Origin of the sequence: Allobosea sp. Root483D1 (assembly GCF_001429505.1) — a bacterium.
In the GTDB taxonomy this organism is placed as follows: domain Bacteria; phylum Pseudomonadota; class Alphaproteobacteria; order Rhizobiales; family Beijerinckiaceae; genus Allobosea.
In genome coordinates, this window is record NZ_LMJW01000013.1 from 1 (window position 1) to 21816 (window position 21816).

Annotated in this window: 22 protein-coding genes and 1 pseudogene; 20 read left to right on the forward strand and 3 right to left on the reverse strand. The window is 63.6% G+C overall.

Annotated features, from left to right (window positions below):
- Positions 1-605: 605 nt before the first annotated feature.
- The 7 genes from ASE66_RS12370 (at position 606) to ASE66_RS12400 (ending at position 8907) form a co-directional block, all read left to right on the forward strand.
- A complete protein-coding gene (locus ASE66_RS12370) occupies positions 606-2498 on the forward strand; it encodes an ABC transporter substrate-binding protein (RefSeq protein WP_413814263.1) in 1893 nt (630 codons plus the stop codon).
- A gap of 104 nt (positions 2499-2602) precedes the next feature.
- Positions 2603-3607: an ABC transporter permease gene (locus ASE66_RS12375; RefSeq protein WP_057189940.1), complete on the forward strand. Its 1005-nt coding sequence runs from the start codon at positions 2603-2605 to the stop codon at positions 3605-3607.
- Complete coding sequence (locus tag ASE66_RS12380; protein ID WP_057189941.1) at positions 3607-4470, forward strand: ABC transporter permease; 864 nt, start codon at positions 3607-3609, stop codon at positions 4468-4470. The genes ASE66_RS12375 and ASE66_RS12380 overlap by 1 nt, the downstream gene beginning before the upstream one ends.
- Positions 4467-5477: an ABC transporter ATP-binding protein gene (locus ASE66_RS12385; RefSeq protein ID WP_057189942.1), complete on the forward strand. Its 1011-nt coding sequence runs from the start codon at positions 4467-4469 to the stop codon at positions 5475-5477. Before ASE66_RS12380 ends, ASE66_RS12385 begins: the two co-directional genes overlap by 4 nt.
- Positions 5474-6319, forward strand: coding sequence for an ABC transporter ATP-binding protein (locus ASE66_RS12390; RefSeq protein WP_057189943.1), 846 nt, complete (start codon positions 5474-5476; stop codon positions 6317-6319). Before ASE66_RS12385 ends, ASE66_RS12390 begins: the two co-directional genes overlap by 4 nt.
- Positions 6316-7851 (forward strand): alpha-N-arabinofuranosidase, encoded by a 1536-nt coding sequence (locus ASE66_RS12395; RefSeq protein ID WP_057189944.1) that lies wholly within the window; start codon positions 6316-6318, stop codon positions 7849-7851. The genes ASE66_RS12390 and ASE66_RS12395 overlap by 4 nt, the downstream gene beginning before the upstream one ends.
- 18 nt (positions 7852-7869) lie before the next feature.
- On the forward strand, positions 7870-8907 hold the full coding sequence (locus ASE66_RS12400) for an ArsR/SmtB family transcription factor (protein ID WP_082613387.1): 1038 nt from the start codon (positions 7870-7872) through the stop codon (positions 8905-8907).
- Between the two features lie 136 nt (positions 8908-9043).
- On the opposite strand, the gene ASE66_RS12405 is transcribed toward ASE66_RS12400, so the two are convergent.
- Entirely contained in the window at positions 9044-10027 is a 984-nt protein-coding gene (locus ASE66_RS12405; protein WP_057189945.1) for a L,D-transpeptidase family protein, read from the reverse strand.
- Between the two features lie 339 nt (positions 10028-10366).
- On the opposite strand from ASE66_RS12405, the gene ASE66_RS12410 reads away from it, so the two are divergent.
- The 5 genes from ASE66_RS12410 (at position 10367) to ASE66_RS12435 (ending at position 14709) form a co-directional block, all read left to right on the forward strand.
- Positions 10367-11305, forward strand: a complete 939-nt coding sequence (locus tag ASE66_RS12410) for a lipid kinase (RefSeq protein WP_057189959.1) — start codon at positions 10367-10369, stop codon at positions 11303-11305.
- Positions 11306-11910: 605 nt separating this feature from the next.
- A complete protein-coding gene (locus ASE66_RS12415; protein WP_057189946.1) occupies positions 11911-12789 on the forward strand; it encodes a hypothetical protein in 879 nt (292 codons plus the stop codon).
- 22 nt (positions 12790-12811) lie between these two features.
- A complete protein-coding gene (locus ASE66_RS32070; RefSeq protein WP_156412131.1) occupies positions 12812-13039 on the forward strand; it encodes a hypothetical protein in 228 nt (75 codons plus the stop codon).
- Between the two features lie 14 nt (positions 13040-13053).
- On the forward strand, positions 13054-13569 hold the full coding sequence (locus ASE66_RS12425; protein ID WP_057189948.1) for a cupin: 516 nt from the start codon (positions 13054-13056) through the stop codon (positions 13567-13569).
- 648 nt (positions 13570-14217) lie between these two features.
- The gene (locus ASE66_RS12435; RefSeq protein WP_057189960.1) at positions 14218-14709 is read left to right on the forward strand and encodes a pyridoxamine 5'-phosphate oxidase family protein; all 492 of its coding nucleotides are present in this window, start codon (positions 14218-14220) and stop codon (positions 14707-14709) included.
- Positions 14710-15073: 364 nt separating this feature from the next.
- On the opposite strand, the gene ASE66_RS12440 is transcribed toward ASE66_RS12435, so the two are convergent.
- Positions 15074-15283: a cold-shock protein gene (locus tag ASE66_RS12440; RefSeq protein ID WP_057189950.1), complete on the reverse strand. Its 210-nt coding sequence runs from the start codon at positions 15281-15283 to the stop codon at positions 15074-15076.
- 150 nt (positions 15284-15433) lie between these two features.
- Between ASE66_RS12440 and ASE66_RS12445 the strand changes: the two genes are divergently transcribed.
- The 8 genes from ASE66_RS12445 to ASE66_RS12480 all read left to right on the forward strand — a co-directional run bounded on the left by ASE66_RS12445 (position 15434) and on the right by ASE66_RS12480 (position 21083).
- Positions 15434-16927, forward strand: coding sequence for a sensor histidine kinase (locus ASE66_RS12445; protein WP_057189951.1), 1494 nt, complete (start codon positions 15434-15436; stop codon positions 16925-16927).
- Positions 16928-16953: 26 nt separating this feature from the next.
- A complete protein-coding gene (locus ASE66_RS12450) occupies positions 16954-17367 on the forward strand; it encodes a response regulator (protein WP_057189961.1) in 414 nt (137 codons plus the stop codon).
- Positions 17368-17389: 22 nt separating this feature from the next.
- Positions 17390-18433, forward strand: coding sequence for a sensor histidine kinase (locus ASE66_RS12455; protein WP_057189952.1), 1044 nt, complete (start codon positions 17390-17392; stop codon positions 18431-18433).
- A gap of 299 nt (positions 18434-18732) precedes the next feature.
- The gene (locus tag ASE66_RS12460) at positions 18733-19035 is read left to right on the forward strand and encodes a SemiSWEET family sugar transporter (RefSeq protein WP_057189953.1); all 303 of its coding nucleotides are present in this window, start codon (positions 18733-18735) and stop codon (positions 19033-19035) included.
- A 12-nt stretch (positions 19036-19047) separates the two neighbouring features.
- Positions 19048-19788 carry a Crp/Fnr family transcriptional regulator gene (locus ASE66_RS12465; RefSeq protein ID WP_057189954.1) on the forward strand — a complete coding sequence of 247 codons (741 nt, stop codon included), beginning with the start codon at positions 19048-19050 and terminating at the stop codon, positions 19786-19788.
- 42 nt (positions 19789-19830) lie between these two features.
- Positions 19831-20058: a DUF6894 family protein gene (locus ASE66_RS12470; RefSeq protein ID WP_057189955.1), complete on the forward strand. Its 228-nt coding sequence runs from the start codon at positions 19831-19833 to the stop codon at positions 20056-20058.
- A 157-nt stretch (positions 20059-20215) separates the two neighbouring features.
- Positions 20216-20515 carry a PepSY domain-containing protein gene (locus tag ASE66_RS12475; protein WP_057189956.1) on the forward strand — a complete coding sequence of 100 codons (300 nt, stop codon included), beginning with the start codon at positions 20216-20218 and terminating at the stop codon, positions 20513-20515.
- A gap of 34 nt (positions 20516-20549) precedes the next feature.
- Positions 20550-21083, forward strand: a complete 534-nt coding sequence (locus tag ASE66_RS12480) for a general stress protein (protein ID WP_057189957.1) — start codon at positions 20550-20552, stop codon at positions 21081-21083.
- Between the two features lie 498 nt (positions 21084-21581).
- Here ASE66_RS12480 and ASE66_RS32490 read toward each other — a convergent pair.
- Positions 21582-21816: pseudogene (locus tag ASE66_RS32490) on the reverse strand (ATP-dependent helicase); the annotation flags it as partial.

A 21816-nucleotide genomic window follows, 5' to 3' on the forward strand; every position in this document is an offset into this window, starting at 1 on the left:
CGGCAGGCTGCGGGCGTCGGTGGTGATGAAGCGGTCACGCCCGACGAGCTGAACTCTTCGAACGACGGCTAGCGCGGCAATGGCAAAACGGGATCCCATTCAGGAGGCCATCGGCGACGGCCGAAGCGGCGACCTCGAGCCCGAAATGCCCTCTTGGATCTCACGCCGGGCGAGGCGCGCGTCACGCGCCTGCTGACATATCGGGACAAAGCGCGGCCGAGATCGCCAGGGCATGGGGCGTATCCGTGGAGACCGTCAGGTCGCGGATCCGGTCGGTACTTCAGAAGCCGGCATGCACCACCAGGCTAAGCTCGTTGGTTCCCTCGCCGGGATTGTTCGCGACCTTCGCTTCACAGCCCACCAATGACGGTTCCGGGCAAGAGTCCAATGTCCGGCTATGGCGCAACGCGAGCCCTTTGACCTCACTGGATTGAGCAAGGCCTGACAAAAGCGATATCGTAGATAAAACAAAGGTTTAGAACATTCATATCCAACCTTATGATATAGACCATATCTGTCGTTGCCGCAGTTTTGAGCGCCCCCTAAGCTCTCGGTCATGAAGGGCGGAGAACGCCCCGGGTTGAAGGGAGGTATCGATGACGCGTTTGCGCGCCTGGCTGCTCGCGGCCGCTCTGCTGGTGCCCACGATATCGTTCGCGCCGGTCTCAGCGGCAGCGCAGGGCATTCCTCAGAACATTCCCCGTAACGAACTGCTGATCCTGGAAAACCCCGAAGGGACGATCAAGAACGCCGGCTGGTTCAATATCTGGGCGATCAACGCCGGCAGCCAGTCGAACGGTCTCCAGCAGGCCGCTCTGGATACGCTCTGGTACATCGACCCCGAAAAGGGCCTCGACGGCCCCTGGTACAATTCGCTCGCCGCCGACAAGCCGGTCTATAATGCGGACTTCACCGAGATGCAGGTCAAGCTCCGGCGCGGCCTGTTCTGGAGCGATGGCGTCGAGTTCAGCTCCGCCGACGTCAAGGCGACCGTCGACATCCAGGTCAAGAACACGAACATGCGCTTCTCCGCGGTGCTGGCGAACAACGTCGCCTCCGTCGAGGCGCCCGACGCGGAAACCGTGATCTTCAAGCTGAAGAAGCCGAATTCCCGCTTCCACACCAATTTCACCGTGCGCTGGGGCGCCATCTGGATTCTGCCGAAGCATATCTTCGACAAGGTCGAGGATCCGCTGAAGTTCGACTTCAACAAGCCGGTCACGCTCGGCGCCTATACGCTGCAATCCTTCGATCCCGACGGGAAGTGGTATATCTGGCAGCTGCGCGAGGACTGGCAGCGCACCTCGCTCGGCAGCCTCGGCAAGCCCGGGCCGAAATACCTCGCTTATGTCGATCCCGGCCCGCCGGACAAGCGCGTCATCGCCCAGCTCAACCACGAGCTCGACGTGATCCACGACATCGCTCCCGAGGGCATGTTCACGCTGGCAAAGCAGGACAAGGGCACGCGCGCCTGGTTCAAGGGCTTTCCCTACGGCCATCCGGACCCGACGCTGCCGGCCGTCATCTTCAACACCCAGAACGAGAACCTCAAGAACCGCGACGTGCGCTGGGCCCTGGCGCTGATGATCGACGTCAAGGCGGTGTCGATGGCGGCCTATCGCGGCGCCGCAACCATCTCGGCAATCGCCGTTCCGCCGACCGGCATCCATCCGGAGGCCTATCACAAGCCGATGGAGGCCTGGCTCAAGGATTTCGAGATTGATACCGGCAAGAGCAAGGTCAAGCCTTACGATCCCACCGTCGGCAAGCAGATTGCCGACATGCTGCGGCCGTCCATGGGCGACCAGATCCCGTCCGATCCCGCCGTCGTCGCCAATTCCTTCGGCCTCGGCTGGTGGAAGACCAATGTCGCGGCGGCCGGCGAATTGCTGACGCGCGCCGGTTTCCGCAAGCAAGGCAACCAGTGGCTGACCCCGGACGGCAAACCCTTCGTGGTCAGGCTGATGGTCGAGGGCGATCTTAGGCCGGTGATGACGCGCGCCGGCACGATGATCGTGCAGCAATGGAAGCAGGCCGGCATCGACGCGCGCATCGATGTCGCACAGGGCACGCTGCTGACGCGGCGCGCCGCCGGCGACTTCGACGCCTTCATCGGCTGGAGCGTCGAGACCTGGGGTGGGCACCAGGACCTGTCCTACTTCATGGACAGCTGGCACTCGCAGTTCGTCGCCCAGCCCGGCCAGCCGCAGCCCCTGCGCAACTGGCAGCGCTGGACGCACCCCGAGCTCGACAAGATCATCGAGGACATCCGCAAGATCGGCTTCGACGATCCCAAGGGGGTGGAGCTCGGCCGCGACTACGTCAAGCTGATGACGCGGGAAATGCCGATCATCCCGCTGATGGCCTACAACGTCTTCACCGCGATGGATCAGACCTACTGGACGGGCTTCCCGACCGCTGACGATCCCTACGCGAACCCGGTCACGAACTGGGGCAACTCCCGCTACATGTTCGTAAGGCTGAAGCCGGCCAAGTGAGCCGGTAGGGGCCGCGCCGCGGCGCGGCCCCTCTCCCTTCCCAGGACAATCGCCAGCCGGCGCGCCGCATATCGCCGCCGGCCAGGTGGAGCTTTCGGGATCGCATGAACGCCTACATCGCCTATCTCGCGAAACGCCTGGTCCAGTTCGTCGTGGTCGTCTTCATCGGCGTCAACCTCGCCTTCGTGATCACCCATGCCTCCCCGATCGACCCGGTCGAGCAGTCTATCGCGGCCGTGACCTCCTTCGGCAGCACCTCACCCGATGCGATCGCGGCGATGCGCGCTTCGCTGCAGGAACTCTATGGTCTCAAGGGCACGCCGGCCGAGCAGTACGTCACGTTCTGGAGCCGGGTACTGCGCGGCGATTTCGGCCCGTCCCTCTCGGCCTTTCCCACCCCGGTCTCGGCCCTGATCGCCCGGGCGCTGCCCTGGACGGCCGGGCTGCTGATCGTCTCGACGCTGATCACCTGGGTGCTGGGCAATCTGCTCGGCGGCCTCGCCGGCTACTACCAGCGCAACCGCACGCTGAAGCTGATGGGCGTGGTCGCGATGGGGGTGCACCCGATCCCCTACTACATCGTTGCCCTGCTGCTGCTGGTGGTCTTCGGCTTCCTCTGGCCGGTGCTGCCGATCACCGGCGGATCGGCCATGAACCTGCAGCAGGGCTGGAACTGGCCCTTCGTCTCGAGCGTCGCCCGGCATTCGATCCTGCCGGCCCTCTCGCTCATCCTGATCGGGCTCGGCAGCTGGTTCCTAGGCATGCGCTCGCTGGTCTCGAACATCGTGACCGAGGACTATGTCGTCTATGCCGAGATCGCGGGGCTCGACAGCCGCCGGGTGCTCGGCTCCTACGTCATGCGCAATGCCCTGGCGCCGCAGGTCACCGGGCTCGCCATGTCGCTCGGCGGGATCTTCAACGGCGCGGTGATCACCGAGAAGGTCTTCGGCTATCCCGGCGTCGGCACGCTCCTGGTCGACGCGGTCTATGCCGGCGATTACGGGCTCGTGCTCGGCGTCACGACCGTCTCGATCATCGCCGTCTCGATCGGCGTCCTCATCATCGACCTGCTCTATCCGCTGATCGATCCGCGTGTGGAGCTGCGCTGATGCTGACCATCCTGCGTGACCTCCTCCGCTACAACATCGAGTTCCGGATCGGCCTCGTGCTCGTGTCCGTGGTGCTGGCGATGGCGGCGCTGTCCTTCGTCGCGCCCTATCCGCCCGGCGACGTCTATGTCGTGGCGCCCGATCTGCCCCCGTCGTCGCTGCACTGGCTCGGCACGACCTCGCGCGGCCAGGACGTGTTCTGGCACCTGACCTTCGCGATCCGCAACACGCTGAGCTTCGGCATCATGGTGGCGCTGCTGTCGCGGGTGATCGCGCTCGCGGTCGGGCTGCTCGCCGGCTACAGCGGCGGCTGGATCGACCGGGTGCTGATGTCGATCAACGACACCTTCATCATCATCCCGCTCTTCCCGATCCTGATCCTGTTCTACTTCGTGCTGCGCGACACGATGTCGACGCCGCTGCTCGCCACCATCATGGCCTGCCTCGGCTGGTCCTACGACGCTCGCCTGATCCGCTCGGTCGCGCTCAGCCTCAAGACGCGCGAGTTCACCCAGACGAGCATCTTCTCGGGCATGAAGACGCACGAAATCCTGGCGCGCGAGCATCTGCCCTATGTGATGCCGATCGTGTTCTCGACCACGATGAACAACATGAACTGGTCGATCGGCATCGAGGTCACCCTCGCCGTCCTCGGCTTCACCGACATCAACGTCCCGACCATCGGCGGCATGATCTACTGGGCGAACCAGCACACCGCGCTGGTCGCCGGCATCTGGTGGTGGATCGCCTTCCCCGTCGGGCTGCTGGTGATGACCTTCGTCGGCCTCTTCCTGCTCGCCGTCTCGATGAACGAATACATCGACCCGCGCAGCCGCCTCGCACGGATGGGAGGCAGCCGATGACCGGCGCCACCGATCAGGCGCCGGTGCTGGAGGTCGACGGCCTCCAGGCGCATTTCCGCACCCGCTATTTCGGCGTCAACCGCGAGGTCCGGGCGGTGGACGGGGTCAGCTTTACCGTTCGCCGCAACGAGATCTACGGGCTCGCCGGCGAATCCAGCTCCGGCAAGACGACGCTGGTCAAGACCATCGCCGGACTGCTGAAGCCGCCGCTCGAAATGGTCGGCGGGTCGGCTCGCTTCTCGTTCCTGCCGGAATGGGATGCGATCGGCCGGGCTCCGCAGGAGGTCGTACGCCGCATCCGCTGGCGGCACCTGTCCTACATCATGCAGGGCTCGATGAACGTGCTGAATCCGCTCAGGCGGATCAGATACAGCTTTCGCGACTTCGCCTGGCGCCATCTCGGCGGTAGCAAGAACGAGTTCGACGCCAGGGCGGTGGCGCATCTGGAGCGCGTCAAGCTCGATCCCTCGGTTCTGGACGCCTACCCGCACGAACTCTCCGGCGGCATGCGCCAGCGCGTCACCATCGCGCTCGCGACGATCTGCAAACCGGAGTTCATCATCGCCGACGAGCCGACGACAGCCCTGGACGTGATCGTGCAGAAGGACGTGCTGGCGATGCTCCGCTCGATCCAGCGCGAGATGGGCTCGAGCGTCCTGTTCATCACGCACGACATGGGCGTGCATGCGGCACTGACCGACCGTCTCGGCATCATGTATGCGGGGCGCCTGGTCGAGGATGGCGAGACGGCCGAGATCTTCGCTGAGCCGCTGCATCCCTATACGCGGCACCTGATCGCGAGCCTGCCGCGCATCGGCGACACCGAGCAGCGCGAGGGGCTGGAAGGCACGCCGCCCAACCTCGCCGACCCACCGTCGGGCTGCCGCTTCCACCCGCGTTGCCCGCTCGCCATGCCCGTCTGCGCGACGACGGTGCCGGCGATGGTCGCGACCATGCCGGGTCATCGCGTCGCCTGCCACGCGGTCAACCCCGGGATGGCAGCATGAGCGCGCTGCTCGAACTCGATCGCGTCAGCAAGACTTTCTCGCGCGGCGGGCTGTTCTCGTCGCAGCGCGTCGAGGCCGTGAAGGAGGTCAGCTTCGCGCTTCAGGCGGACAAGCCCGAGATCTTCACCGTGATCGGCGAGTCCGGCTCGGGCAAGTCGACCCTGGCGCGCATGGTCCTCGGCATCCATGCACCGAGTTCAGGCCAGATCAGGCTCGCCGGGCGCGACGTCGCAGCCTATGAGCGGCAGGCCTTCATGGCCGAAGTCCAGCCGATCTTCCAGAACCCGTTCGAAGCCTTCAACCCGCTGAAGCAGCTCGATCGCTACCTGTTCATGACGGCGGAACGCTTTGGCGGTGCCTCCGGCAGGACAGCCGCCGAGGGGCAGGCCGACGAGGCGCTCAGGCAGGTCGGGCTGTCCCTGGCCGAGATTGCGGGGCGGTTCCCGCACGAACTCTCCGGCGGCCAGCTCCAGCGCGCCGCGATCGCCCGCGCGCTCGTGGCCAAGCCCCGGCTGATCGTCGCCGACGAGCCAGTCTCGATGGTCGACGCCTCGCTGCGCATGTCGATCGTCAACCTGTTCGGCCGGCTGCGCGACCAGCTCGGCCTGTCGATCATCTACATCACCCACGACCTCGCCACCGCCTACTACATCAGCGACCGGCTGATCATCATGCAGAAGGGCGTGGTGGTCGAGCAGGGGCCGGCGCGCGCCGTGCTCTCGGCTCCGACCCATCCCTATTCCCGCCAGCTCCGCGACGCCGTGCTCACGCCCGACAGCGCCGGGGCCTTCCGTGTCGCCCATTCCGCGAAAGCCGCTGCAACACCCGGAGCCAGCTCATGAGACAAGCCAGCATCACCTTCGACCGCGCCTTCGCCATCGGCGATACCGATCCGCGACTGTTCGGCGCCTTCGTCGAGCATCTCGGCCGCTGCGTGTACGGCGGCATCTACGAGCCCGGTCATCCGACTGCCGACAAGCGCGGTTTTCGCAAGGACGTGCTCGACCTCGTCACGGAACTCGGGCCGACGATCATGCGCTATCCCGGTGGCAACTTCGTCTCGGGTTATAACTGGGAGGACGGCGTCGGCCCGGTGAAGGATCGCCCCGCCCGGCTCGACCTCGCCTGGTTCACCACCGAACCGAACAGCTTCGGCACCAACGAGTTCATCGACTGGTGCCGCGCGGCGAAGATCGAGCCGATGCTCGCGGTCAATCTCGGCACCCGCGACGGTGACGCCGCCCGCAATCTCGTCGAGTACTGCAACCATCCCGGCGGCACGGCCTGGTCGGATCTCCGCATCAAGCATGGCTGGAAGAAGCCGCACGACGTGAAGTTCTGGTGCCTCGGCAACGAGGTCGACGGTCCCTGGCAGATGGAGCACAAGACGGCGACCGAGTATGGCCGCGTCGCGCATGAGGCGGCGAAGATGATGCGCTGGATCGACCCATCGATCGAGCTCGCCGCCTGCGGCTCGTCCGGCCGCAACATGCCGACCTATGGCCGCTGGGAAGACGAGGTGCTGGAGCACACCTTCGACCAGGTCGAGTTCATCTCGCTGCACACCTATTTCAACAACTATGCGAGCGATACGAAGGCCTTCCTCGCCAGTCCCGACCTGATGGACAATTTCATCGAGGAGGTGGTCGCGATCTCGGATGCGGTCGCCGCACGGCGGCGCTCCGACAAGCGCATCATGCTGAGCTTCGACGAATGGAATGTCTGGTATCGGACCCGCCGCGTCAGGGCGGACCGCGTCAAGGAGGGCTGGCCGGTGGCCCCGCCGATCCTCGAGGAGGTCTATTCGATGGAGGATGCGCTGGTCTTCGGCGGCGCCTGCATCTCGCTCCTCAATCATGCCGACCGGGTCAAGGCCGCCTGCCTGGCGCAACTCGTCAACGTCATCGCGCCGATCATGACCGAGACCGGCGGACCGGCCTGGCGTCAGACGATCTTCTGGCCGTTCGCGCAGATGAGCCGCCTCGGGCGTGGCACTGTGCTCAAGGCCATCGTCAAATCCGAAAGCTACCAGGCCAGCTATTTCGACCCGCGTGGCAAGCAGGACCTCTTCTACCCGATCGACGCGCCCTATCTGAAAGCCTCGGTGGTCAGTGACGACAAGGGCGTGTCGTTGTTCCTGCTCAATCGCGATCTGGAGCAACCCGTCACGGTCACGCTCGATGCACGCGGCTTCGGCAAGCTCAAGGTCACGGAGGCGACGGAACTGCGCCACAGCGATCTGCAAGCGGTCAACAGCAAGGCGGAGCCGCTCAAGGTCAAGCCCGCGACGCTCAAGGGTTTCGCGACAAAGGCGGACACGATCTCGCTGGAGTTGCAGCCCGCTTCGTGGAATGTGATCAGGCTGGAAGGCTAGCGGAACGACCCTGCGACGATGGACGAGAGCACATCACGGCCGCCGCGCGGACGCCGGACCACTGGTTCGGGCGGTGCCGCTTCGGCCGCTGAGGCTCGCCGCGACCGCAGTTTCCTCGTCGTCAACACCGACAAGCAATACCAGGTTCTGCGCGGTCTGGCCTCGCCGGTCAGGCTGCGTATCCTGCGGCTCCTCAATCGCTACGGCCCGAAGAACATCAACCAGATCGCCGAGGTGCTGGGCCTGCCGCAGTCGACGATCGTGACCAATGTCCAGGTGCTGGAAGAGGCCGAGCTGATCTCGACTTCGCTCGGCAAGGCGGCCAAGGGCCAGCAGAAGGTCTGTTCGGCGCGCTACGCTGAAATCGTCGTCAATCTCGACCCGGACGATCCCAGCCGTGAGCGCAACATTGTCGAGGTCGAGATGCCGCTCGGGCTCTACACGAGCTCGAATGTCTCGGCCCCCTGCGGACTCTGCTCGACAGAGCGCATCCTCGGCGTACTCGATGTGCCCGAGCTCTTCCTCGACCCGCGCCGGGTTCAGGCGGCATTGATCTGGTTCGGGCGCGGCTATGTCGAGTACAAGTTCCCGAACAACGCCAAGGTCCTGAATCGGGCGATCACCGCGCTTGAGTTCGAAATGGAGATGTCGTCGGAGGTGCCGGGAACAAACACCGACTGGCCGTCCGATATCAGCCTCTGGGTCAACGGCCGCAAGGTCGGCACCTGGACCTGTCCCGGCGACTATGGCGACCGCCGCGGGACCTATACGCCGCATTGGTGGAAGCTCGAAGGCTCGCAATACGGCATCCTGACGACGTGGCGCATCACGGCGGATGGCACTTATCTCGGTGAGCGCCGGCTCGGCGATGTCGCGACCATGGATCTCGACCTAGATCGCCACCATTCGATCAAGGTACGCATCGGCATCGACGAGAGCGAGGGCCGGCCAGGCGGCGTTAACATTTTCGGTCGCGGCTTCGGCAACCACAACCAGGACATCAAGTTGCGGCTGCATCTGCAGGACATGAACGCCTTGCCGCACGTCGCGACCTGAGCCTCGCCGCTGCTCCGCGCGGTTTCACCAGTCTCACAGCAACGGCGAGCGCGATTTCGCCCTCATCGAGGCTGACGAGGCGCCGGTAGCGAAGCGGGTTCAGCGAACGCGCTAGCCAGGCGTTCAGTGTTCCGGCCTAGTCGACGAAGCGCACCGGCACGCCCGGCTTGACCAGATCGGCCAATTCCTCGGCATCCCAATTCGTCAGCCTGACGCAGCCATGTGAGTTCGTCTTGCTGACCTTGGAGGGTTCGGGCGTGCCGTGGATTCCGAAGGTCGGCTTCGACAACGCGACCCAGACCGAGCCGACAGGGCCGTTGGGGCCGGGCGGCAGCGTCAGCTTCTTGCGGTTCTTGCCCTGCTGGAAGTTTTTCTCCGGGTCGTAAGTGTAATCCGGATTCCGCGCGACGCGCTCAACCGTGTAATCGCCGCTGGGCGACGGATTCTCCTCGCTGCCGATCGTCGCTGGATAGCTCGCCAGGATGCGCTCGTCCGGACCATAGACGATGACCATTCCGGTCAGCTTCACCGCCTCGACGCGAACCGCTGCGCCCTTCTGAACCTCGCGGCCGGTCGAGGCGACCTGAATCTCGCTGCCGGCCTTGGTCATCCGCACCTTCGGGTTCAGTGCGACCAGCAGCGGCTCGCTCATGTGGAAGCGCTCGGCGAACATCTCCCTGGCGGACGTGTAGGAAAGCCGCTTCATCTTCGCCTGGCGGGCATAGTCGTGCGGGATGCGCTTGGCGAAGCGATAGCGCGCATCCGCCTTGGTGATCTCGTAGGGCACGATCACGTCCTTGATCGCGTCGCCGCCGAGCCTAGCCCAGGTCGCCGCGTCGATGGCGTCCCCCTCGCCGAGGTTTTCCTGGCGCCGGAACTGGGCGACGGCCTTGTGGAAGTTCTCGCCGTCGAGTCCGTCGACGACGCCGGGCGAGATGCTGCGGCGCCCCAACAGGATCTGCGCCTTGACGATGAAGGGGTTCAGCCCGTCGCGATCAACCGTGGCACGCTTGGCGAGGACGGCGCCGTTGATCTCGTCGAGCGTCACGGCCCGAGCCGGCGCGAGCCCGAGCGACAGCAGCGCGATCGTCGCGGCGATTAGCGAACAGGCCCGCCTCATCAAAAATTCCCCAGCATCAGCCGAAAGCTAATACCGGCCACCGTCCGCAAGGTTCCTATACGACAGCTGAGTATTTCAGTCGTGGGCTGGAGGCAGTGACAGCGATGTGCCCATCAGCCCGCTTCAATCCGCTTCGACAGGCCCGGGCGCGGCCCTCGCTCAACCTGACCACGTGGAGTCTGATGCGAGCGCTCGCGCCAACGCGAAGTAGCCACCGGAATGTCTGCTGTGTGGCGATGTGGGAAGGTCGGCTTCTGGCGCCAATAGCGAATTTGCGGTGGGAACCCGCCCGGTTGAAATCGAGGTCGAGGTTCCCCAACTGCCTCCGTCATGTCTCCGATGTCCGACGATTCCACGCATCGATCGAAACGAGCTCTGCTGCTGCGCAACCCAAAGGCGCGCCGCGGCCAGGAATCGATCGCCTCTCTTCTCGAGCTTTTGAAGGACGGCGGGCTCGATGTAACCGTCGAGACGTTCGAGGCACTGCCGGAAATCGCGCGCGACATCGTGCGCCTGCGCCATAGGGCCGATCTCGTCATCGTATGTGGCGGCGACGGTTCGGTGTCCTCGGCTGCGCTGGCAGCGATGGAAAGCGGCCTACCACTGGGCATCATTCCCATGGGAACGGCGAACGATCTGGCCCGGACCATCGATATACCGATGGATCCGGTCGGCGCAGCCGATGTCATCGTCCGCGGCGAGATGCGCCAGGTCGATGTCGGCACGGTCAACGGCCACGCCTTCTTCAACGTCGCGAGCATCGGGTTAAGCAGCGAGCTGGCGCAAAGTCTCGATCCGGTGCTGAAGAAGCGCTTCGGCAGACTGAGTTATGCTGTAGCTGCCATGAAGGTCATGACGCGTGCGTCGAGGTTCAAGGCGAAGATCACCGAGAAAGGGCGGACGATCGACGCCGAGACCTACCAGATCGCCGTTGGCAACGGCCGGCACTATGGCGGCGGCAACGTGGTGCAGGAAAATGCCGAGATTGATGACGGGCATCTCGACCTCTACAGCCTCGAGATGACGAATCTCTGGAAACTGGCGCTGATGCTTCGCTCCTTCCGTTCCGGAACTCACGGTGCCTGGCGCGAGGTCCGGACAGCGAAATGCATCGAGTTCGACATCGAGACGAAAAAGCCAATGCCAGTGAACACCGATGGCGAGATCGTCACCGCGACGCCGGCGCATTTCAAGGTGCACCCAAAGGCAATTTCGATCTTTGCGCCGTCTGCACGTGAGCGTTCGGAAGCCGGTCGCCCGGCGCTTTATCACCGCTAGCGCGTCAACATTGCGAGCGGCAAGCGCTGTTGGTTTTCCAACCCCTCTCAGAGACCATCTTGCGTTGTCGGCTCGCTCAAGCCGCACGTTTTGCTTCGCGGGGAGCTTATTCGCCGCTCAGTTGAACGCTTTCTAATGGATCTGCGGCGCGCTCCTCGGAAAGCCGAGTTAGCCGGTAACCATTGAGGTAGCCAGGCGTTTCGCTGCCATCTCCCTGCATCCCTCAGAGACAACATGGCCCCGTCGGCTCCGGCCGGTGGGGTTTTTCACGACCCCGTACCCGCCATCGTGATAACCGATCTGGCGAAACTACGGATTTCGCCGACGTCCCAGCGTGACCGGCTTCATGGCTGCAACTTGCGGCAAAGCCAGATCCGCGACGGTCCAGAAGCGCTCGCAGAATCTGCTTAGCGACCTTGGTTGTGCCCTGCGAGGCAACAGCGTCAGGCAAATTACGGAACCGACTCAGCCGTTCGTCGTTCTCCCGGCAGTCCGCCAGTCGCGCCACCCGGAGAACAGCCATGGACGACATCATTTATCTGGTCGGCCTCGTGGTCGTGGTCATGGCGATCCTTTCCTTCTTCGGCCTGCGATAGGAACGTGCCATGGCAACCGAAACCGACGTCGTCGTCGTTGCTCCGACCCAATCCGCCCCGCGCTCCGGCTCCTATCTCGAATGGAGCGCGATCTTCGGTGGAGCGACCCTTTCTGCCGCCATCACCACCCTCCTCACCACCTTTGGCTCGGCGATCGGGCTCTCGCTCGTCTCGTTCGAACCGTCGCGCTCAAGCGGGCCCACTACCTTGGCGATCGCCGGCGCGCTCTGGGCGCTGTGGGTGACTGTTACAGCCTCGGCCGCCGGTGGCTATCTGGCGGGGCGGATGCGACGCCCGGCCTCTGACGCCAGCCTGCATGAGCGGCATGTGCGCGACGGTTCGCACGGCCTGATCGTCTGGGCGGTAGGGGTGCTGCTCGTCGCGGGCCTCGCGGCATCCTCAGTTGCCGGTCTGGCCAGGACGGCCGCCAGCGGAGCTGCCGCGGCCACGACCGCCGCCGGAGCGGCTCTCAGCCAACAGTCCGATCCGCTCGCGACTGCAGCTGACACATTGACCCGCTCAACCGGCACTGAGCCCGTTACACAGGCCGAGCGCGATGAGGCGTCCCGCATCCTGCTGCGCAGTCTCGCCAGCGGCCAGCTCGATCAAGCGGACCGCTCCTACATTGCGAGCCGGATGGCGGCGCGGATGAACGTCGCCCAGCCCGAGGCTGAAAAGCGCATCGACGACGCCTTCGCTCGCCTCAATCAGGCGAACGAAACCGCCAAGCAGGCTGCCGAACGCGCCCGCAAGATCGGCGTTCTCTCCGCATTCCTGACGGCGGCGGCGTTGTTGGTGGGGGCGGCAGCAGCCTGGATGGCAGCCCAGCTCGGCGGCAAGCACCGTGACGAAGAACTCGATCTCACCGCCCTCTGGGGCCCGCGCTGAAGCAGAATCAACGGAGTTCATCATGCGTGACGGACACGGCAACCCACTGAGCCCCGAGCAGGAAGCGGCGGTGAAATCCCGCCAACCGGCAAAGCAGGACGCCAAAGGGCAGTTTGCGCCCTCCCAGGCGAAACCCAACCCAGATGGGCTGGTAAGCGCCAACCCGGTCGTGCTGTCCGGGGATGGCGATGCGACGCCCGGAAACGGTCATGGCCGTGATCGGGACCCGAGCAAATCTCGCTCGGTTTGATCGGAAAGCAATCGATGGCAGTGCCGACAATACTCGTCCTACCCTTCGAGGAGCGCGGACCGATCCCGAACAATCCGCGTTTTCCGGCCCTCGTCTATCAGCAGGCCTTCCGGCCCGATCAAGCTGATCTCGCCGGCACGATGGAACGACGCTTCGAGGACAACGGTTGGCCGCCAGCCTGGCGAAACGGCATCTACGACTTCCACCACTACCATTCCAAAGGTCACGAGGTGCTCGGCATTGCCAAGGGCTCGGCCGAGCTGGTTTTGGGCGGCGGCGGCGGCCGGGAGCTTGGTGTCAGTGCGGGAGATGTCGTTCTATTACCCGCCGGCACGGGTCATCGCCGGCTCAATGCCAGCGGCGATTTCCTCGTCGTCGGCGCCTATCCTCCGGGGCAGAGCGGGGACATTCTACGCGATGTGGCGACCGTAGAGATCCGGGCTGCGATCGGCCGACTGGGAAGGCCTACCACTGATCCCGTATCCGGTCGCCAGGGGCCGATGGTCGAACACTGGAGCGACGGGCGCTAGGAACAACGTCGGAGGACTGATGTCCGAACAGGACCAAAATGTCGGTCGGTTGCGAGCGAGATACTACTCGGCTTCCGACCAAGCTCCGCCTGGTTTTGTCGGTCCAGCTGAATCGCGGCCCGGAGCAATCCGCCAGGCACGATCATATCCTGCAGGAGTAGCCACGCGACGGAACCGACGCTACGGCCCGACAGGCATGCGAGCGTTTCCAGCATGTCGCCTTCGTTCATCTGAAGGAGGAAGCGCGCTCTCAACGCTTTGCCGCTCGGCGGAGCACGGTAGCTCAGCCGAAGGACGTGATTGACCAGTTCCGGAGAATGATGGCTCATCGCGCCCTCCTAGCCGCAGGTGGACAACGCGGCAGGAACCGACCGGTTCGCTCTTCAGCAGCCGCTTTTCAGCGTTCGGCGAAAAACTTCCGAAGCGCCCACGCGACAACCTCCGGCGCCTCTTCCGCCATATGGTGGCCGCGGGACATCGACCCCATCCCCAAAAGAACTCGGGCATCGCACTCGGACCAGATGCAGAACAGGGGGCACTGCGAGACTGTCAGATGCGAGCAGAAATACGGTTGGATCGGCGCTCGCCCACGCGGAACTTCGCTCTCGGCTGACGAGTTGTCCGCGAAACGCGCCATGGGAGCCTATGATGCCGACACCAAACGAGCTCGAAGCCAAACTCTGGAAGGCGCTTCGGTCCGACATGACCGTCATGCTCGGGATTCAAGCAGCGGGCGACAATCTGATGCGACCGATGACGGTGCAGATCGACGGCGACGCCGATCGAGGACCATTGTGGATATTTTCGGCCAGGGACACTGAACTGGTGCAAGCGCTGGCCGGAAGCGAGAACGCCTTCATGTCATTTGCCGACAAAGGACATGACCTCTTTGCCAAGATCCGCGGCACATTGGCGCTCGACAATGATCGCGCTGTCATTGAACGGCTTTGGAACCGCTTCGTTGCGGCGTGGTATGAGCAGGGGAAAGACGATCCCAAGCTGGCGCTGCTGCGCTTCGATCCCCGTGAGGCGGAGATTTGGGAAAACGAGTGGAGCCTGATCGCTGGTATGAAGTTCTTGTTCGGCTCCGATCCCAAGCAGGACTACGCGAACAAGACAGCCAATGTGCGGCTCGACTAGTCGGTCGCCTGAACGCGCTGCTCCACCCGCCGCCCCCGAGCACAAGATATGATCAAGTCGATACTCAGCAGCGTAGCCGCCAGTTGGATCGCACGCGATTCTGAACGCGGAAATATACCCGAGGGAATGTCCGTTCCATTGACGTTGCTCGCCGCGAGGCTGCCTGCGCCAATCCTTGTCGTCGGCGCCATCGGATATGGCCTCTATAGGCTCAATCAGGAATCGCGTGTTCTTCGCGCCAAGGACGTCACCCCCAAGCGCCGGCGCAAAGCGCCTGCAAAGGCCCCGTCGACGCCTCGTCGTCGGGACAGCCGAAATAAGCCGTCGAGTTAACGACGAGGTCCGGGCAAGCTGCGGAGAAGGCCTACTCTGCCTTGAGATTCTCCGCCGATGACTTGCCCGATCGCTTATCCGCAACGACCTCATAGGAGAGTTTCTGGCCATCGTGCAGCTCCCGAAGGCCGGCGCGCTGCACTGCGCTGATATGGACGAACACGTCCTGACCGCCATCATCCGGCTGTATGAATCCGAAACCCTTGGTCGTGTTGAACCATTTCACAGTGCCAGTCGCCATTCCCGCCTCCTATCCGGACCGCGAGCATGACCGCCGTCGTCGCGGGGGGCAACCATCCGGCGGCGGCTTTATATTTTCGTAGCCCTGTCATTTGCTATTGCGCGAATCTCGACGCGTCGCCAAGGAGGCCGGCCCCGCTGAGTTTTGTCGATGCCTATCTCCCAATCGCAGTTCCTTAGATCCAACCTCATTCTGCTTGCGGGTGGGGCGCTGGTACTGTTGGCTATCGTCGTTACCTCGTTCTGGCTGACTTGGCTGTCTGAGCGCCAGTTCGATGAGGTGGTTGCTGTCCGCGAAACCCGCAGCGCGACGGCCGATCTTCTGTCGCTCGCCCAGAATGCCGAAACCGGTCAACGGGGCTACCTGCTCTCCCGCGACACCGCCTATCTCGCGCCCTACACCGATGCCGTCGCCATGTTCGAGCCGGCGCTGCAGCGCCTGAAAGCATCGGCCGGAGCTGCCGAGGTGGCGCAGGCCGAGGTCGCGCGACTGGAGAGCACGCTGCGTGGCAAACTGGCGGAGTTGGCGCAAACCATCGCCCTGGCGGAGCGCGGTGGCTGGGACGATGCGATTGCGGAGGTTCGCCAAGGCGCCGGTCGTAATCTGATGGACGATGTCCGGGCCGTTCTGGGCAAGATCATCGCGCAATCGGAGCAACAGCTGCAGCAAGCCATTGCCGGGCAGGAATCCGCGTCGGCACGGCTGCGCTGGACAATCGCGCTCGGTGCGCTGGTCCTCATTCTCCTGGCCGCGGCGGCATTCTGGACGATCGCGCGCTATACGCACGAGATCATCGCCGCCCGGTCCGAGGTCACGGCGCTCAATGTCGGGCTCGAACAGCGCGTCCAGCAGCGCACCGAAGCCCTCACGCGGGCCAATGAAGAAATCCAGCGCTTCGCCTATATCGTGACCCATGATCTGCGCGCTCCGCTGGTGAACATCATGGGGTTCACGAGCGAGCTCGAAGCGACGGCCGCGCCGATCAAGGCCTATTTCGACGCTGGCGAAACCGCGGCCCCAGCGGTGCTGGAAGAGGCTCGCACCGCGGTCAATGTGGACCTACCGGAAGCGCTCGGCTTCATCCGGTCCTCGACGCGCAAGATGGACGGGCTGATCAACGCCATCCTGAAAATCTCCCGGGAAGGCAAGCGTGTGCTGCGCGCCGAGGCGATCGACCTTCCGGCCACGCTCGAGGCCGCGGCCGCGGCTGTGCATCATCAGGCATCGGAGAATGGCGACGGCATCATCGTCGATTGCCCGCCGCTCAAGATCCGCAGCGACCGCCTGTCGATGGAACAGGTCCTGGGCAACCTGTTGGACAATGCGATCAAGTACCGGTCGCCCAAGCGCGAGCTCAAGGTGGTTGTGCGCGCGAAGCGGGAGAAGACGGGCTGGGTCATCATCGAGGTCGCGGACAATGGCCGCGGCATTGCGCCAACCGACCACGAACGGATTTTCGAGCTGTTTCGTCGCTCGGGTACACAGGACAAGCCGGGCGAGGGCATCGGGCTGGCGCATGTCCGGACCATCGTCCGCAACCTCGGCGGCGATATCACCGTCAGCTCCGAACTGGACGCTGGCACGACCTTTTCGATCTTGTTGCCGCCCGATCTTGGCGCGGTGCAGCGGAGTGCCACCACGTGAGCAATGGAAAGCCGGTTTCGATCGTGATGATCGAGGATGACGAGGGACATGCTCGTTTGATCGAAAAGAACATCCGCCGAGCAGGGGTGAACAATGAGATCATCCCGTTCCAGAACGGCACGGACGCTCTGTCGTTCCTCTTCGGTGCCGACGGGACGGGCGAAGCCAGCTCCCGCCGGCAACTGCTCATCCTGCTCGATCTGAACCTGCCGGACATGGCTGGCGTCGACATCCTCGAGAAGGTCAAGGCGAACCAGCATACCCGCCGTTCGCCGGTCATCGTCCTGACCACGACCGACGACAGCCGAGAGATCCAGCGCTGCTACGATCTGGGTGCGAACGTCTACATCACGAAGCCCGTCGACTACGAGGGCTTCGCCAACGCTATCAAGCAGCTGGGATTGTTCTTCTCGGTGATGCAGGTTCCTGAAACCGAATGATGCGATCGGCGGCGACGCGGTAATGCCCACCCGCACAATCAAGGCTCTCTATATCGACGACGATGCTGCCCTCGGGCGGCTCGTCCAGCGCATTCTTGACCGCCGCGGTTATGAGGTCGATCACGTGACGACCGCCGAGGCTGGGCTTGCCCGTCTGGCGGCTGGCGATATCGACGTCGTCATCCTCGACCATGATCTTGGCACGACGTCAGGTGTTGCGGTTCTCGAGGATCTGCGAGGACGGGAGCAGGCTCCACCAGTCGTCTATGTCACAGCCTCGACCGAGCTTTCGATTGCTGTCCAGGCACTCAAGGCAGGCGCGGTCGACTATGTCGTCAAGGCGATCGGCGATGATTTCGAAGTGCTGCTGACTGCCGCGCTCGAGCAGGCCGTCGAACGCGGCCGGCTGCTGCGGGCAAAGGAAGAGGCCGAGCAGCAGGTCCGACAAGCCAAAGACCGCGCCGAAATGCTTCTGGCCGAGGTCAATCACCGCGTCGCCAACAGTCTGGCGCTCGTCGGCTCTCTGGTCCGGATGCAGGCCGGCGCCGTCATGGAGTCTGGCGCCAAGGCGGCGTTGGCGGAAACGCAGGCGCGCATCACCGCGATCGCGAACCTGCATCGCAGCCTTTATACCTCGACGGATGTCCAGCAGGTCGACCTTGCGGCCTATCTGGAAACGCTCGTCGGCGAATTGGGCAACTCGATCACCGCTTCGGGCAGGACGCCGATCGTCAAGCTCGACGCCGAACCAGTCTCGATCAAGACGGATCGCGCCGTTTCTGTCGGCATGATCGCGACCGAGTTGGTCACCAATGCCCTGAAATATGCCTACCCGGTCGGTGAAGGCGAGGTACGCGTCAGCGTTGTGCGAGCCCCGTCCAATCAGATCACTTTGAGCGTCGCCGACGACGGCATCGGCTGGACTGGTGACGGGACGGCAAAGGGCAGCGGGCTCGGCACCAAGATCATCGCTGCAATGTCGAAAGGCCTGGGCGCGCGCCTCGAGTATCGCAGCCAGCCCATTGGTACGCTGGCGTCCATTACGTTCGATGAGAAGCTGGGTTAGAGCCGGCACATGTACTGCAAGCGAGGGACCAGCAGCATCGTCCTAAAGGTTGATCGCGAGCGCCAACGCCAGATTGAGCGCCAGGGCCAAAAAGATCCAGAATTCCAGCGAAACGCAGCGTCGCATCTAACAATACATCTGTCGCGAAGAAAGTCCGCATCCGGCAGGTCGTTCCCCGACCGCGGGAATTTGATACAAATGCCGCGAATATTGGTGAATCGACTGCTGCCATGGCCTGTGCAGGGATCAGTGACCCAACCTCAATCGTTGTCTCTTCGCTATAGAGCGGAGGGCGGAACATGACGACGAACTGGGTTACGATCGCGGGTTCGGTTGCCGCGTTCTGTTCGATGATCAGCTTCGTGCCGCAAGCTTGGCGCATCGTCAAAAGCCGTGACACCGGAGCCATCTCACCCGTGATGTACAGCTTCACAGTAGCCGGTTTCGCGCTTTGGACCCTCTACGGGATCGGGCTCGGCGAGTGGCCCTTGATCGTGACCAACAGCGTCTGCCTCCTGCTTGCGTCCTTCATCCTCCTGATGACGCTCCTGCCGCAGGCGAAAAAGGACACGATGGCTGATACGGTGGATCCCGACGCGTAAAATCGAGGGCCGATGGACAAGGACCAATATCTGGAGAGGCTCGTTCGGAAGCTCGAGACGAACTCGCCCTTGCGGTCCGAGGAGCGAGATCAACTGCTTCAGCTGCCGCTGATCCTCAAGCAGGTCGAAGCCGGGTATGACATCGTGAGCGAGGGCGAGCGGACCAAGAACTGCTGCCTCGTCGCCGAGGGGCTGGTTTGCCGCTACAAGATCGTGGGGGACGGGCAACGCCAGATCCTCTCCCTGCATCTTCCGGGAGACATTCCTGATATCCACTCGCTCCTCATCGAGCAGATGGACCACAATCTGGGAACGCTGACGCCCGCCACCGTCGGGCTCATTCCTCACGAGGCCGTTCGATCCCTGACCCGCTCCTACTACCGGATTGCCGAAGCATTTTGGCGCGAGACGCTCGTGGAAGCCTCGATCTATCGCGAATGGATGGTCGGAATCGGCCGGCGCTCGGCGCCGAGCCGGATTGCTCACTTGTTCTGCGAGTTCATCACCAAGATGACTGCAATTGGCCTGTCCGACGGCAAGACCTGCAACCTGCCGCTGACGCAGCCGGAAATCGCCGACGCGCTTGGGCTGTCCACCGTTCACATGAACAAGAAGCTGAGAGAAATCCGACAGGCCGGGCTCGTGCGTGTGCGCTCAAACCGGCTGACCATTCTGGACTGGCCCGGACTATGCAAACTGGCTGAATTCGATCCGGACTATCTGCACCTGCGGGAAAACGCCTCCAAAATTTGAGATCGGCCTGGAACACCGGGCGGCGAGCCGAATTTGACAGGCATGCCCCAATACTACTTTCACACGCGCGATGGCGACCATGTCGAGGTGGACGACGAGGGCACGGATTTGCCCAATGACCAATCCGCCAAAGACGCTGCCAAGGAGCTGCTTTCCGGTCTGAACCGCGAAAAGCTGCCCAATGGCGATCATATGGAGCTGGCGGTCGTCGTAAAGAACGCTGCGGGCGCTGAGATATATACGGCGACCTTGAATCTCGATGGTCACTGATTGCCTGCGTCTCCTTTCAGCTCAGTGTCTGCGAGTGGCTGCCACGTCCCGACGGCGACCAGCCAGGCCGTTTCCTTCCTAGGCCTCGCGGAACTTCTTCTGCCGGCTGCGGTTGTTGCAGCACCTGGCTAACTATCTGCCATATAAGGAGATTCTGATGAAAAACGTGATTCCCACGTCCCTTTTCTGCGCCTTGTTGTCGACGACCGCCATCGCCCAAACGTCGACCACAGCGCCGACCCCTTCACCCACGGCTCCGGCGGATGCGAACGCACCGCTGCCCGGCGCCAACAGCTTCACAGAGGGCCAGGCCAAGAGCCGCCTCGAGGCCAACGGTTACACGAATGTCGGCGCGCTCAAAAAGGACGACAACGGCGTCTGGAAGGGACCCGCGACGCATTCGGGGGCTCAGGTGACCGTCTCGGTCGACTACCGCGGCAACATCACCCGCAACTGACTTTGCATTTCAGGCCAAGAAGAGGAGAATTCTCATGCGTACAGTCACCCGATCCTATGAGAGCTACGACGCCGCGCGGCGGGTTGTCGAAGAGCTCCAATCTGCCGGGTTTCCTGCGGCGAACATCAGTCTGATTGGTCGCCACGAGAGCACCGACGACAGCAACGCCGGCGAAGGTGCAGGCATCGGCGCGGCGCTCGGCGGCGCTGCAGGCCTCCTTGCTGGGCTCGGCTTGCTCGCCATTCCGGGAATTGGCCCGGTCGTCGCGGCTGGCTGGCTCGCATCGACCGCCGCGGGGGCTGCGGCGGGCGGCGTTACCGGTGGCCTCATTGGTGCATTCACGGGCGCCGGCGAGGACGAAGAGAGCGCCAATTATTACGCCGAGACCGTCCGGCGCGGCGGCAGCGTAGTGTCGGTCAAGGCGTCCGAGGACCAGGCGCCTGCGGCGGAAGCGATCATGGACAGCGCCGTTCCGATCGATCGTGACGCGCGGCTCACCGAATACCGGAACGAGGGATGGAGCCGGTTCGACGAGAAGGCGGAACGCTATCGCGGTCCCGTCGTCTGAGAGCCTACCTTGATTTTGCGGCCTGACGCTCGGAAGGGCGGCCAGGCTCCTCCATAATCGCCACCAGTGCGGACGCTTGGTCGGCTACATTCGGAGCAGACCGAACAAGCCGGTCAGTCGCCAACTTCGAGCTTGCCGCGGATGTACCGGTCGCTCGATGGCTCTGGCCGATGGGCGGGGAACAGCAAAACGAAACGCGGTCGCCTCCCGGTGATCCAAGGCCCGGCCTTCCGATGGAGGCCGGGCCCATCCATTTCGGGACACTGCCGGCTGTCCGCTCACATCCTTGATGACCCTCTATGGCGATCATCACCGCAGCCACTTGTCTGCTTGCAGGCTCTTCTTGCGCGTCTCCGACGAACCTAGGCTTCAGCGTCCCGCAAGGGACTGCAAAAGGGGAGCCAAACGTCTGTCGGAGGAGTCCGTTTCCGAAGTGGGTCAAGCTGCCAGCGAGCGCCAACTCAAGACGATAAAGCGGCCGCGAGATTCGGAGCTGGCTCACCGCCACATGCCGCGCATCTTGGCGCGCACGTCGATCTTCGGCCCTGTGGAAGCCGAGCGTTCGCTTGCTGGCGCCGCCAGAGGCCAGGCGCGTCGCTCGAAATGCTTCAGCAGGTTGGTGGGGATGAAGCGCGTGCGCGCCGCATAGACGTGCCGGTCGCCGGTCGAGGACTGGCCATGCGTGAAAAAGCGCTGCGGCACCATGAGGTGCAGATCGTCCTTGGCGCGGGTC

Excerpts from the sequence above, each read along its gene's own strand:
- ASE66_RS12440 (WP_057189950.1), bottom strand. The coding sequence starts at position 15,283 with ATGGCGACTGGCACTGTGAAATGGTTCAACACGACCAAGGGTTTCGGA.
- ASE66_RS12475 (WP_057189956.1), top strand. The coding sequence starts at position 20,216 with ATGAAAAACGTGATTCCCACGTCCCTTTTCTGCGCCTTGTTGTCGACG.
- ASE66_RS12395 (WP_057189944.1), top strand. The coding sequence starts at position 6,316 with ATGAGACAAGCCAGCATCACCTTCGACCGCGCCTTCGCCATCGGCGAT.
- ASE66_RS12415 (WP_057189946.1), top strand. The coding sequence starts at position 11,911 with ATGGCAACCGAAACCGACGTCGTCGTCGTTGCTCCGACCCAATCCGCC.
- ASE66_RS12385 (WP_057189942.1), top strand. The coding sequence starts at position 4,467 with ATGACCGGCGCCACCGATCAGGCGCCGGTGCTGGAGGTCGACGGCCTC.
- ASE66_RS12465 (WP_057189954.1), top strand. The coding sequence starts at position 19,048 with ATGGACAAGGACCAATATCTGGAGAGGCTCGTTCGGAAGCTCGAGACG.
- ASE66_RS12390 (WP_057189943.1), top strand. The coding sequence starts at position 5,474 with ATGAGCGCGCTGCTCGAACTCGATCGCGTCAGCAAGACTTTCTCGCGC.
- ASE66_RS12425 (WP_057189948.1), top strand. The coding sequence starts at position 13,054 with ATGGCAGTGCCGACAATACTCGTCCTACCCTTCGAGGAGCGCGGACCG.
- ASE66_RS32070 (WP_156412131.1), top strand. The coding sequence starts at position 12,812 with ATGCGTGACGGACACGGCAACCCACTGAGCCCCGAGCAGGAAGCGGCG.
- ASE66_RS12445 (WP_057189951.1), top strand. The coding sequence starts at position 15,434 with ATGCCTATCTCCCAATCGCAGTTCCTTAGATCCAACCTCATTCTGCTT.
- ASE66_RS12455 (WP_057189952.1), top strand. The coding sequence starts at position 17,390 with ATGCCCACCCGCACAATCAAGGCTCTCTATATCGACGACGATGCTGCC.
- ASE66_RS12460 (WP_057189953.1), top strand. The coding sequence starts at position 18,733 with ATGACGACGAACTGGGTTACGATCGCGGGTTCGGTTGCCGCGTTCTGT.
- ASE66_RS12375 (WP_057189940.1), top strand. The coding sequence starts at position 2,603 with ATGAACGCCTACATCGCCTATCTCGCGAAACGCCTGGTCCAGTTCGTC.
- ASE66_RS12435 (WP_057189960.1), top strand. The coding sequence starts at position 14,218 with ATGCCGACACCAAACGAGCTCGAAGCCAAACTCTGGAAGGCGCTTCGG.
- ASE66_RS12410 (WP_057189959.1), top strand. The coding sequence starts at position 10,367 with ATGTCCGACGATTCCACGCATCGATCGAAACGAGCTCTGCTGCTGCGC.
- ASE66_RS12405 (WP_057189945.1), bottom strand. The coding sequence starts at position 10,027 with ATGAGGCGGGCCTGTTCGCTAATCGCCGCGACGATCGCGCTGCTGTCG.
- ASE66_RS12450 (WP_057189961.1), top strand. The coding sequence starts at position 16,954 with ATGATCGAGGATGACGAGGGACATGCTCGTTTGATCGAAAAGAACATC.
- ASE66_RS12400 (WP_082613387.1), top strand. The coding sequence starts at position 7,870 with ATGGACGAGAGCACATCACGGCCGCCGCGCGGACGCCGGACCACTGGT.
- ASE66_RS12380 (WP_057189941.1), top strand. The coding sequence starts at position 3,607 with ATGCTGACCATCCTGCGTGACCTCCTCCGCTACAACATCGAGTTCCGG.
- ASE66_RS12470 (WP_057189955.1), top strand. The coding sequence starts at position 19,831 with ATGCCCCAATACTACTTTCACACGCGCGATGGCGACCATGTCGAGGTG.
- ASE66_RS12480 (WP_057189957.1), top strand. The coding sequence starts at position 20,550 with ATGCGTACAGTCACCCGATCCTATGAGAGCTACGACGCCGCGCGGCGG.